This window comes from Halorubrum sp. Ea8, assembly GCF_002252925.1.
In the GTDB taxonomy this organism is placed as follows: Archaea; Halobacteriota; Halobacteria; order Halobacteriales; family Haloferacaceae; genus Halorubrum.
Map to the genome: position 1 here is coordinate 16,971 of NZ_NHPF01000026.1, position 11,889 is coordinate 28,859.

Here is an 11,889-nt window from a genome sequence, read left to right on the forward strand (position 1 = left end):
GTCCGGACACGTTGCGATTGTCACGTCGACGGCAAAAGCGTTCCCGCGGATCCGCCGTTCCGACGGACGGCGAGCGCGGAAACCCTCAAGCCCGGCCCGGCCGAAGGGAGTCCCGAATGGTATCCCGCCTCGCGGCCGCCGGCCTCCTCGCGGTCGGCGTCCTCCTGATGGCGAACCCGCTGTACCTCCCTGTGGCCGTCGGCGAACCCGATCCGGCGTACACCCATACGGTGCAGCCGGTCCAAGGCGGGTCGTCGGTGGCCGATTCCGGGGTGGACGCCGAGGGGCTGAGCGACGGCGACGTCGTCGACTACGGCGACCTCACCCCCGAGGCCCGAGAGGCGTTCGACCGCGCTCGCGAGGCCGAGGGCGGGTTCGGCGTCGGGGAACCGGACGCCCGCGTCGACTCGCTGTCGTACCCCGCTGAGCCGACGCTCGGCGACGGGCTGGTGATCGTCGACTACCGAGGCGAGCGCTACGAGTTCTGGACGCGGACCGTCGCGCGCGAGCCGGGGGCGGTGGTCGCCCAGCGGGTCCTCCTCCAGCCGGTCGCGTTCCTCGCGGGCTTCTTCGCGGTCGTCGCCGCCGTCGCGGTCGCGTACCGCGGACGGCTCGGTGGGACAACCGTGACGTGACCGCGTCGTCAGGCGGCCCAGTCCGCTGATTCAGACGGTTCAGTCCGCCGGCTCCCTCGGCTCCGACGGTTCAGTCCGCCGGCTCCCTCGGCTCCGACGGTTCAGTCCGCCGGCTCCGACGGCTCAGACGACTCCGGCTGCCCCACCGGGGTCGGCGAGTCCCCGGTCTCGATCGCGCGGCGGACCGCCTCGTCGATCTCGACGAGGTGGCAGAGGGGGTTGCCGGGGTAGACGACGGGGTTCTCCAAGAGTCCGATGAGGAGTCCGGTGAAGGGGGCTTCGACCCCGACCGCGTCCTCCTTGAACGGGTTGGTGATCGTCGCTATCCGGTCGCCCTCGCGGACGAGCGACCCGCTCTCGAAGTGGGTGTCGACGATGCCGCCGGAGTCGGCGCGGAGCCACGTCTTCTCGCCCGCGCCGGCGACGATGGTCCGCCAGCCGGGCCACCGCACCGTGTCGGTCTCGAGCAGTCCGTACTCGGCGAAGACGGAGCGCACGCCGTCGAGGGCGTCGTCGATGAGCGGGCGCTGGAAGCGGTGGGCCTCGCCCATCTCGATCGTGATCGTGGGGATCTCGGCGGCCGTCGCCTCGCCGCGGAGGGTGCCGGTCGGCCCGTCGCTGTCGATGATCACCTTCGAGCCGAACGCCATCGCGAGGCGGTGCACGCCGGCGTCGGCCATGTCCGCGCGGACGTGGAGCATGTTGGTCCGGCCCCGCGTGGAGGTGTGGAAGTCGAGCCCGAAGTCGCAGGGCTCGATGAAGTTGGAGTATATCTGGTTCGCCATCCGCTTCGAGCTCGTCGAGCCGGGCTCGCCAGGGAACGAGCGGTTGAGGTCCCGGTCGTACACCGGGAGGTACCGCTGCTGTGCGATGAATCCGGGGACGTTGAGGACGGGGAGGCAGACGAGGGTGCCGCACAGCGACGAGAGGTCCCAGTCGTGTGCGACCTCGCGCACCACTTCGATCCCGTTGAGCTCGTCGCCGTGCGCGGCCGCCGTGAGGAACACCGTCGGCCCGTCGCGCTCGCCGTTGACGATCGTCACTGGGATCCGAACCGGGTCGCCGAGGTAGGTCTCGCTGATCCCGTAGCGGATGTTCTGCGTCTCGCCCGGCGGCACCGCGCCGCCGTTGTACGTGAACATCCGATCGTCGCTCATGTCACGAGGGAGCAGGGCGGGGGGTATATATATGACGACCCGGTCGCCCCGCGGCCGGACCGGCGGTCTCCGGTCATGGATCCCGTCGGGTCACCCACTCGGCCCGCGACGCGTGCTCCCGCGCCCGCTCCGCGATCGCCGCCCGATCCAGCGGGCCGTCCTCGGTTATCACCCCGGTCAACAGATCCCCCGGAACGCGCTCGAAGATCGGGTTCGCGACGCCGATCGGGCGGTCGCCGTCGTACACCGTCGCCGCGTCGCCCGACTCCCGAACGACCTCGTCGGCCGTCGCGATCTTGTCGGCGGCGGCGACGACGTACACCGGGACCGCGGCCTCGGCCGCCGCCAGCGCGAGCGGGTACGACCCGACCTTGTTCGCGACGTCGCCGCCGGGCAGGACCCGGTCGGCGCCGAGCAGGACGCACCCCACCTCACTCTCACGAACGAGACCGGGGAGCGCGGCGTCGGTCGCGAGCGTGACGTCGACGCCGGCGGCGGCGAGGCCCTCCGCGGCGGCCACCCCCTCGCGGCTCGGTCGGGACTCGCCGACGACGACCGGGCGCCCGACCCGACGCAGCGTGTGCGCGACGGTTCCGGACCGCGACAGCGTCGCCGTCTTCCCGGACGCGTCCGCGAGGGCGGCCGCGGCCCGCTCCGCGGCTTCGCGGTCCGCGTCGAGCGCGTCGTCGAGCGCGTCGACGGCGCGGTCGTGGATCGCTTCGGGGGTCCGGTCCGAGCCGATCATCGCCCGGTCGACCCGGTTCCGAACGACGACCATGCTCGGGCGGGCGCGGCGGAGCGCGCGAGCGCGGTCCGCGATCCGCTCGACCCCGCCGTCCAGGGCGCCGAACGCGACCGCGCCGGCCGTGTCGCGGACCACCTCCAGCGCCCGGACGGAGAGCCACGCGGCGCCGTGCGTCTCGTCGGTCCGGAGCAGGTCGACGTCGGGCGCGACGCGGCGGTAGCTCTCCCACAGCCGCGGCGCCGCCTCGCGCGTGAGGAACGCCGTCGGCGACAGCCACTCGCCGTCGACGGCCATCGGGTCGGCCGCCGCGTCGTCGCCCGCGCCGCCGGCGCCCTCGAACAGGAACGGGTACACGGTCCGGTCGGTCGCCCCGTCCGAGACCGACAGCGGTTCGCCGCCGCGGACGAGTTCGAAGCCGCCGCTCGGGGCCGCCCCTCGGAGCACGCGTCGCGCGCTCTCCGCCGGGTCGGTCTCGTCCGCGCGCACCTCGCCGACGAGGGCCTCGAGCGCGTCGGCGGTCCCACCGCCGTCGGCGCGACGTGCGGTGCAGAACACCCTCGCGCGGCGTCGAGCGAACGCCCTGACGATAGCGGTCACGCGTCCGCGTTCGGTCGCCGGAGCAATAACCGTGCGCGTCCCCGGTCGATGTCTTCGCCCTGTCGCCGCCGACCCTCACCGATCGGGCGACCTTTTACCCGGGGCCACGCAGGTGTGGGCATGAGTTCGGACCCGGTCCGGGTGGGAGTGCTGTCGCTGCACAACAGCAAGGAAACGAAGGCGATCTGCAACGCGGTCGAAGACCTGGGGCACGAGCCCGTCTGGCTCCGCGAGGAAAACGCCGCGATCAGCGTCGAGGACGGCGACGTCTCGGTGGAGCCCGCCGTCGATGTCATCGCGAACCGCCTGCTGTTGTCGAACACCGACCAGCCCGCCGAACTGCTCGGGCTGGCGACGACGTTCGAGCGCATCAGGCCGATGCTGAACGAGCCGAACGCCGTGCTCGCGTCGATCCACAAGTTCGCGACGGCGGCGACGCTCGCGGACTGGAACATCCGCGTGCCCGACGCGCTGCTCGCACTCTCGAACGACCGGCTCAACGAGGGGCGCGAGCGCTTCGGCGAGGTCGGCGTCTACAAGACCGCGATCGGGACGCACGGCGGCGGCACGTGGAAGGTCGACCTCACCGAGCGGGTGAACCCGAAGGTGGGGAACCGGCAGGCGTTCCTCCAGAAGCTCATCGACCGCGACGACGAGGAGCACCGCGACCTGCGCGTGTACATCGTCGGCGACGAGATCGTCGGCTCGATGTACCGCTACGCGCCCGAGGGCGACTGGCGCACCAACGTCGCGCTCGGCGGCGCGGTCGAGGACGCCACCGACGACATGCCCGAGGAGGCCGCCGAGACCGCGCTGTACGCGGCCGACGTGATGGACCTCGACTACGCCGGGGTCGACCTCGTCGAGGGGTACGACGGCTGGTACGTCCTCGAAGTGAACCCGACGGCCGGGTTCAAAGGGCTCTACGAGGCGACCGGCACGAGCCCCGCCCCCCACATCGCGCGGCTCGCTATCGAGACGGTCGGCGGCGAGGTCGACGACGACGAGGTCGAGCGCATCGCGGCCACGCTCGACGACTCGCGGCCCTCCTGCGCGCCCGCCCCGAAGCCGAGCCCGACCGAACAGCCCGACATCGGCTACATCGAGGAGGTCGTCGTCACCGGCACCTCCGGCTCCACGCAGGCGCTCGCGAAGTCCGACACGGGCGCGACCCGGACGAGCATCGACACCCAGCTCGCCGCCGAGATCGGCGCCGGCCCGATCAAGAGCATGACGCGCGTGAAGTCGGGCAGCGTGAAGGGCGGGAAGGCCCGCCCCGTCGTCGACCTCGTGATCGGTATCGGCGGGAACCAGCACACCGTCACCGCCAGCGTCGAGGACCGCGGCCACATGGAGTACCCGCTCCTCCTCGGCCGCGACATCCTCACGGACTACCGCGTCGACGTCCGACGGCGCGCCGACACCGACGAGACGGAGCGCACCGAGGCCGGCGAGATCCTCGAAGAGGAGGAGTAGACGGGTTCGCGGTCGACTATTTAAGGAATCACGGTGGTGCGCCTCCGAGCGGTCGCCACCGGCGACCGCGAGGAGACCGCGAGGGAGTCGGTCGCCGCAGGCGACCGACGAGGCTGGGGAGGCGTGAGGTGCGGGGCGGTCGCGGTCCCGCGAGCGAAGCGAGCGGGAGCACGGAAGTCGCAGCACGCGCAGCGAACGAAGTGAGCGAGCAGGACCGTCTTCCGGCGGTCCCGCGAGTCCTCACGGCTGGGACTTTGGAAGTGTTCACCGTTACTCCGCAATCACCTATTTATAAGCGAGCGGCTGGGACGTTTGAACGATCCACCGTCGAACCGGGGGCAACAGCTCACGACTCGTACTCGGCCCAGACGTACCGCGTCCCGTAGCTCTGGTACGGGCGCCACGCCTCGGCGATCTCCCGCATTTCTCCCCGAGTCAGCTCCGCCCCATCGTTGTACACTTGTTCGATCCCCTTCCGCACCGCGAGGTCGCCGAGCGGGAGCACGTCCTCGCGTCCGAGCGCGAAGATCAGGTACATCCGCGCGGTCCACTCGCCGACGCCGCGGATCTGGGTGAGCCGGCCCACGGCCGCCTCGTCGCTCGCGTCGGCCAGCCCCTCGCGGGTCAGGTCGGGGTCGCCGTCGCGGAACGCCTCGGCCGTCGCGCGCAGGTACTCGACCTTCGTCCCGCTGAGCCCGGCCTCGCGCAGGGCGCCCTCGTCGGCCGCGAGCACGCGGTCCGGCGTCGGGTCGCCGCCGAGGACGTCCAGGAACCGCTCGCGGATGGCCGCCGCGGAGGCCGTCGAGAGCTGCTGGTTCACGATCGAGGTGCAGAGGCGCGCGAACTCGTCGGCCGCGGGCTCGATCGCGAGCCGACCGTGTCGGTCGATAAGCGCCGCCATCGTCGGGTCCTCCCGCAGGGTCGCCGCGACTCGGTCGTCCATCGGTCCGGGGTTCGGGCCGGAGCCACCCGACCGTTTCGGTCGCGGCCGCGGTTACGCTCTCGACGACCCCGTCGGCCCGCGGGTCGGACCCGATATAAACTTACCTTGGGTTTCCCGTTTGGAAGATGGAAACGTTCAACCATGACGGTTCCGACCGTTGCCGTATGCAACTGGAAGACGTCCAGCACGTGACGGTGCTCGGTGCCGGAAATATGGGCCACGGCATCGCGGAGGTCGCCGCCCTCGCCGGCTACGACGTGGCGCTGCGGGACATCGAAGAGGAGTTCGTCCAGGACGGCTACGACCAGATCGAGTGGTCGCTCGGCAAGCTCGCCGAGAAGGACCGCATCGGCGACGACGAGGCCGAGGCGGCGCTCGACCGCGTCGAGGCGTACGTCGACCTCGAGGAGTCGCTGGCCGAGGCCGACGTGGTGGTCGAGGTCGTCCCCGAGAAGATGGCCATCAAGAAGGACGTGTACGACGAGGTCGTCGAGTACGCGCCCGAAGAGGCCGTCTTCGTCACCAACACCTCCAGCCTCTCGATCACCGAGCTCTCCGAGGTCACCGACCGGCCCGAGCGCTTCTGCGGGATGCACTTCTTCAACCCGCCGGTCCGGATGGACCTCGTCGAGGTCATCTCCGGGAAGCACACCTCGGAGGACACCCTCGAACTGATCGAGGGGCTCGCGGAGTCGATGGGGAAGACCCCCGTCCGCGTCCGGAAGGACAGCCCCGGCTTCATCGTCAACCGAATCCTCGTCCCGCTGATGAACGAGGCGGCGTGGATCGTCGAGTCCGGCGACGCCACGATGGAGGCGGTCGACTCCACGACGAAGTTCGACATGGGGCTCCCGATGGGCTCGTTCGAGCTCGCCGACCAGGTCGGGATCGACGTGGGGTACCACGTGCTGGATTACATGCACGAGACCCTCGGCGAGGCGTACCGCCCCTGCCCGCTGCTCGTCGAGAAGGTCGAGGCGGAGACGCTCGGGAAGAAGACCGGCTCGGGCTTCTACGACTACGAGGACGGCGAGGGCGCGCAGATCCCCTCGGACGCGATCGACGGGGACGTCCGGAAGCGGCTCCTCGCCGTGATGGCCAACGAGGTCGCCGGGCTGATCGGGAACGACGTCGCCGACGCGCCCGCCATCGACCGCGCCGTGATGCTCGGTGCCGGCTTCCCCGACGGCCCCGCGAAGCTGGCCGACGGCGAGGGGCTCGACGAGCTGGTCGACGTCCTCGACGACCTCCGCGAGGAGACCGGCGAGGCGCGCTACGAGGCGACCGACTACCTGCGCGAGGCCGCCGAGGCGGGCGGGTTCCACGGCGGGACCGACGACGGGGAAGACGCCGAGGGCGACGACGCGCTCGCGGACTACGACACGCTCAACGTCGCCGTCGAGAACCGGGTCGGTCACGTCGAGATCGACCGCCCGCACCGAATGAACACGATCAGCGGGGAGCTGCTCGACGAGTTCGCGGACGCGATCGACCGGCTCGACGAGCACGACGAGGTACGGGCGATCCTCCTCTCCGGCGCCGGCGACCGCGCCTTCTCGGCCGGCGCCGACGTCCAGAGCATGGCCGCCGGCGGCGCGGAGCCGATAAGCGCCGTCGAGCTCTCGCGGCAGGGGCAGCAGACGTTCGGGAAGCTAGAGGCGTCGGACAGCCCCGTCGTCGCCGCCATCGACGGCTACTGCCTCGGCGGCGGGATGGAGCTCGCCACCGCGGCCGACATGCGGATCGCCTCCGACCGCTCCGAGCTCGGCCAGCCCGAGCACGACCTCGGGCTCCTCCCGGGCTGGGGTGGTACGCAGCGCCTCGCCCGGATCGTCGGCGAGGGGCGCGCGAAGGAGATCATCTTCACCGCCGAGCGCTACGAGGCCGAGACGCTGGCCGACTACGGCTTCGTCAACGAGGTCGTCCCCGGCGAGGAACTCGCCGAGCGCGGGCGCGAGCTGGCCGAGTCGCTCGCCGCCGGCCCGCCGATCGCCCAGAAGTATACGAAGCGCGCGATGCACGCCGGCCGCACCGACGGCGAGGCGGGCTTGGAGGTGGAGGCGATGGGCTTCGGCCACGTGATGAACACGGACGACCTCATGGAGGGCGTCACGGCGTTCATGGGCGACGGCGAGCCGGAGTTCGAAGGGAAGTGAGGTTCCGTTCGCTCCGCCTACCTCCCCAGCTCCGCGGCGAAGAACGTCCACCGCCCCTCGTTCCCGTCGTCTAGAGAGTCGGCGGCCTCCCGCTCGGCCTCGACGGTGAAGCCCGCTTCTCGAAGGTGTTCGCGGGTCCGGGCGGCCCCGGCGATGTACCACTGCATCTCGACGCCGGTGTCGAGCCAGTCCGGGTTCGTCCCCGCCCACTCGTCCGTTCCCTCCGAGAGGAGCAGCCGTCCGCCGTCGACGAGCACGCGAGCGAACTCCTCGAGGACCCGTCGGCGCTGGTCCCGCGGGACGTGGATCAGCGAGTGGTACGCCGTCACCGCGTCGAAGGAATCGGCGCGAAAGGGGAGCGCGGCCACGTCGCCCTGCACGAGCGACGCGTCCGGAACGCTCTCGGCGGCCAACTCCAACTGCGTTCGGGAGACGTCCAGCCCGGTCGCGGTCGCAGACGCGCTCAGGTCGCGCAACACGGGTGCTCCCTGCCCGCACCCCGCGTCGAGGACGCGCGCCGACTCGGGCAGCGACCGGCGGAACCGAGCGAGGATCGCTCTCCCGCGACCCTCCCGACCGCGGTCGGCGGCGTACGTCTCCGCGAGCGCGTCGTAGCCCCGACGAACGACGTCTTTGTCCACCATGTGAGCCGAATCCGAGACGCGGCTGTTGAAGCCTTCGGTCGCCGGAGGCGACCGCCGGTCCCTCGCTTCGCCGTTCGACTACAGCGGGGTGTCGGCCGCCGAGACCACTTGTCCGCCGACGCTGACGACGAGGTACGCGACGGCCGCGACGAACAGCGCGGCGCCGAGGACGTTCGAGATTCCGGGCAGCGCGGACTCGACGAATTCGGGGAGGGTCGTCGCGCCGGACAGCGGGACGAGGAGCACGGCGACGCCCCTGCGGAGGGACCGTTCGAGGGTCGTCTCTGACATAGCGTCGGGAGCGGAACGCGGAGAAGTAAGTTTCTGACGGTCGCGGGTCGGCTCGCTTAGACGTACCCTTCCTCGACGAGCAGCTCGCCGTTCAGCAGCGAGGCGCCCGCCGCGCCGCGGATCGTGTTGTGTGCGAGGCAGTTGTACTTCGCGCCGGCGTCGGTCGACTGGACGCCGCCGGCGACGATGCCCATCCCGTCCGCGTACGTGCGGTCGAGGCGGGGCTGCGGGCGCTCCGGCTCGTCCTCGCCGAACACCTTGATGAGCTGGTCCGGGGAGCTCGGGAGCGAGCCGACGCCCTCGAACGAGCGCATCGCCTCGCGGAGGTCCGCGGCCGAGGGGTCCTCGGCGAACTCGGCGAAGACGTTCTCCAAGTGACCGTCGAGGGTGGGGATCCGGTTACAGGAGGCGGCGACGTCGGCCTCGTGGAGGTTGACCTCCGCGCCGTCGAACTCGCCGAGGAGCTTCCGCGACTCCGTCTCCATCTTGTTTTCCTCGCCGCCGATGTGCGGGATGGCGTTGTCGAGGATCTCCATCGAGGTGACGCCGGAGTAGCCCGCGCCTGAGACCGCCTGTAGCGTGGAGACGCGGACGCTCTCTAGGCCGAACCGGTCGATCGCCGCGAGGGTGGGCACCATCGTGATCGTCGAGCAGTTCGGGTTCTTCACGAGGGCGCCGTCCCAGCCCCGCTCGTCGCGCTGGACCTCGATCAGGTCGAGGTGGCCGGGGTTGATCTCCGGGATCGTGAGCGGGACGTCCGCCGCCATGCGGTCGTTCGAGGAGTTCGAGGAGACGACGTACCCCTCCTCCAGGAAGGCGGGCTCGACTTCGGCGGCGACTCCCGAGGGGAGCGAGGAGAACAGGAGGTCGACGTCGTCGTCCGCGATCCCCGCGGGCGTCGTCTCCGTCACCGTCATCTCCGCGACGCTCTCCGGGATGGGCGTGTCAACGCGCCACTTGGCGGCCTCGCGGTACGTCTTCCCGGCGCTGTCCGCGCTCGCGGTGACGGCCGCGAGGTCGAACGTCGGGTGATCGTCGAGCAACTGGATGAACCGCTGACCCACGGCGCCGGTGGCGCCGAGGATGCCGACTCGTACAGACATTGCGCGTGGGTCGGTCACAGGGACGTAAGTGCGTTCGGATACGCGCCGATTCCGCCGGTCGCGGGCGGTGACCGCCGTCGTAGCGTCGACCGAGCCGGTCGACGATCCATCGTCGAGAGCGATCACAGATCGACGAACGGTCGCTCACAGCCAATATACAGCTATGTAAATTCGCCTATAAGTTATATTTCCGGTGATACGTCAACTCTCGTGTCGGGGAGGTATTAAATACTCTCGCGTGAGTGGTGGTGGCCATGACCGACTTCGGAGCGCTGTCCGTCGCCCCGCCGTTGCTCGCGATCGTCCTCGCGGTGATCACCCGGAAGGCGGTGCTCTCGCTGTTCCTCGGCATCTGGTCCGGGGCCGTCATCGTCACCGGCGGGCTCGGGATCGTCCAGACGTTCGAGTGGATCGTCGCGGCGGTCTCCGACGAGTTTCAGGCGACGATCCTCGTGTTCACCCTGCTTCTCGGCTCCGGCGTCGCCATGGTGTGGAACCTCGGCGGCACCGCCGCGGTCCGCGACTGGGCGCTCGACCGCCTCGACTCCCAGCGACAGGCCGGGCTCGTCGCCTGGGGGCTCGGGATCGTCCTCTTCTTCGACGACTACGCGAACACCGCGATCGTGGGGTCGGCGATGAAGGACGTCTCCGACCGCCTCCGGATCTCCCGCGAGAAGCTCTCGTACATCGTCGACTCCACCGCCGCGCCGGTGGCGACGCTGGGGATCTCCTCGTGGGTCGCGTTCCAACTCTCGCTCATCGCCGAGGGGTACGACTCCGCCGGGGTCGCGGCGGCGAACCGGCCCGGCACCTTCGAGGTGTTCGTCTCCTCGATCCCGTTCAATATGTACGCCATCCTCGCGATCGTAATGGTCCTCCTGATCGTCGGCTCGGGCCGCGACTACGGCGAGATGCTCACGGCCGAACACCGGTCGTGGACCGCCGGGAAGGTGACCCGAGACGAGGCGGTGCCGATGCAGGACGTCGCCGGCGAGCTCGGCGATCCCCCGGCGTCGACGCCGCGGCTCGCCAACTTCTTCGTGCCCGTCGCGGTGCTGATCGCCGTGACGATCGGGACCGCGCTGTGGTCCGGCGAGTTCTCGCCGGTCGGCTTCGGCGGCGACCTCCTCGCCGGCGAGTTCGGCGCGGCCGGCGGGCGGCTGTGGGACGCCGCGCTCAACGCCTCCTACGAGGTCGCGCTGATGATCGGCTCGTTCGCGATGGTCGCCAGCGGGTTCGTCCTCGGACGGGCCTACGACATCTTCGGGGTCGGCGACGCGACCGAGTACACGATCGACGGGTTCGGGATCATGCTCACCGCGGCCTCCATCCTCGTGCTCGCGTGGGGGATCGGCGAGGCGATCGACGCGCTCGGCACCGGCGCCTACGTCGCGAACGTCGCCGTGGGCTCCGTCTCGGCCTCCCTCCTGCCGGCGCTCGTGTTCGTCGTCGCCGGCCTCATCGCGTTCTCGACCGGCACCTCGTGGGGGACGATGGGGATCGTCACCCCGATCGCGATCCCGATCGCGTGGGAGATCAGCGGCGGCGGCGCGGCGGGCCACACGCTCGTGGCGGCGATGGTCGGCGTCATCTTCTCGGGCGCCATCTTCGGCGACCACAGCTCGCCGATCTCCGACACGACCGTCCTCTCGGCGACGTTCACCGGCGCCGACCTGATCGACCACGTCCGCACGCAGATCTACTACGCGGTCACGGTCGCGGCCGTGGTCGTCCTCCTGCTCGTCGTCTGGGGGGTCACCCGGGTAACGCCGCTCGCCCTGCTCCCGTTCGGCGCGCTCCTGCTCGCCGGCCTCGTCTACCTGCTCTCGGAGTTCGACGCCTCCCGGCGCGGGATCGACCCGGTCTCCGTGTCGGAGCGGCAGGACGACGAGAGCGGCGCCGTGATCGTCGCCGGCACCGAGCAGGACGACTGAGCGCGCGGCGGACCTTTTAAACGCGTCCGCCGGCTATCGTCGGACGCGCGCCCTCAGTCCCCGCCCGAGTACTCCCCGATGGGAGCGATGACAGCGCGGAGAACCCAGGCGCGTCACATCCGGTCGCTGACGCGACCCGCCCGTCGCCGCGCAGGCGACCGCCCGCCACGAGGGTTTCCCGGTCGACGCGGCACGCCGCCGGAGATGA

The 11,889-nt window shown here is 70.8% G+C and carries 10 protein-coding genes; 4 read left to right on the forward strand and 6 right to left on the reverse strand.

Features of this window, described 5'->3' with window-relative positions; translation table 11 throughout:
- The first annotated feature begins 116 nt into the window (after nt 1-116).
- Entirely contained in the window at nt 117-635 is a 519-nt protein-coding gene (locus DJ74_RS01670; RefSeq protein ID WP_094526100.1) for a hypothetical protein, read from the forward strand.
- 101 nt (nt 636-736) lie between these two features.
- Here DJ74_RS01670 and DJ74_RS01675 read toward each other — a convergent pair whose 3' ends face one another.
- A complete protein-coding gene (locus DJ74_RS01675) occupies nt 737-1,792 on the reverse strand; it encodes a succinylglutamate desuccinylase/aspartoacylase family protein (RefSeq protein WP_094522068.1) in 1,056 nt (351 codons plus the stop codon).
- Between the two features lie 73 nt (nt 1,793-1,865).
- Nucleotides 1,866-3,134, reverse strand: a complete 1,269-nt coding sequence (locus tag DJ74_RS01680) for a hypothetical protein (protein WP_094526101.1) — start codon at nt 3,132-3,134, stop codon at nt 1,866-1,868.
- Nucleotides 3,135-3,254: 120 nt separating this feature from the next.
- Between DJ74_RS01680 and DJ74_RS01685 the strand changes: the two genes are divergently transcribed.
- Nucleotides 3,255-4,610: a RimK/LysX family protein gene (locus DJ74_RS01685; protein WP_176451286.1), complete on the forward strand. Its 1,356-nt coding sequence runs from the start codon at nt 3,255-3,257 to the stop codon at nt 4,608-4,610.
- A gap of 346 nt (nt 4,611-4,956) precedes the next feature.
- Here DJ74_RS01685 and DJ74_RS01690 read toward each other — a convergent pair whose 3' ends face one another.
- Nucleotides 4,957-5,553, reverse strand: a complete 597-nt coding sequence (locus tag DJ74_RS01690) for a DNA-3-methyladenine glycosylase (RefSeq protein WP_094526102.1) — start codon at nt 5,551-5,553, stop codon at nt 4,957-4,959.
- 164 nt (nt 5,554-5,717) lie between these two features.
- Here DJ74_RS01690 and DJ74_RS01695 point away from each other — a divergent pair, with 164 nt between their 5' ends.
- The gene (locus DJ74_RS01695; protein ID WP_094526103.1) at nt 5,718-7,709 is read left to right on the forward strand and encodes a 3-hydroxyacyl-CoA dehydrogenase/enoyl-CoA hydratase family protein; all 1,992 of its coding nucleotides are present in this window, start codon (nt 5,718-5,720) and stop codon (nt 7,707-7,709) included.
- Between the two features lie 17 nt (nt 7,710-7,726).
- Here the strand turns inward: DJ74_RS01695 and DJ74_RS01700 are convergent, their stop codons facing one another.
- From DJ74_RS01700 to asd, 3 genes are all read right to left on the reverse strand, one after another.
- Nucleotides 7,727-8,353 (reverse strand): class I SAM-dependent methyltransferase, encoded by a 627-nt coding sequence (locus DJ74_RS01700; protein WP_094522072.1) that lies wholly within the window; start codon nt 8,351-8,353, stop codon nt 7,727-7,729.
- A gap of 78 nt (nt 8,354-8,431) precedes the next feature.
- Nucleotides 8,432-8,644 (reverse strand): hypothetical protein, encoded by a 213-nt coding sequence (locus tag DJ74_RS01705; protein ID WP_094522073.1) that lies wholly within the window; start codon nt 8,642-8,644, stop codon nt 8,432-8,434.
- A gap of 56 nt (nt 8,645-8,700) precedes the next feature.
- Nucleotides 8,701-9,747, reverse strand: coding sequence for an aspartate-semialdehyde dehydrogenase (gene asd / locus DJ74_RS01710; RefSeq protein ID WP_094526104.1), 1,047 nt, complete (start codon nt 9,745-9,747; stop codon nt 8,701-8,703).
- Nucleotides 9,748-10,001: 254 nt separating this feature from the next.
- On the opposite strand from asd, the gene DJ74_RS01715 reads away from it, so the two are divergent.
- Nucleotides 10,002-11,681 carry a Na+/H+ antiporter NhaC family protein gene (locus DJ74_RS01715; RefSeq protein WP_094526105.1) on the forward strand — a complete coding sequence of 560 codons (1,680 nt, stop codon included), beginning with the start codon at nt 10,002-10,004 and terminating at the stop codon, nt 11,679-11,681.
- The last annotated feature ends 208 nt before the right edge of the window (nt 11,682-11,889 follow it).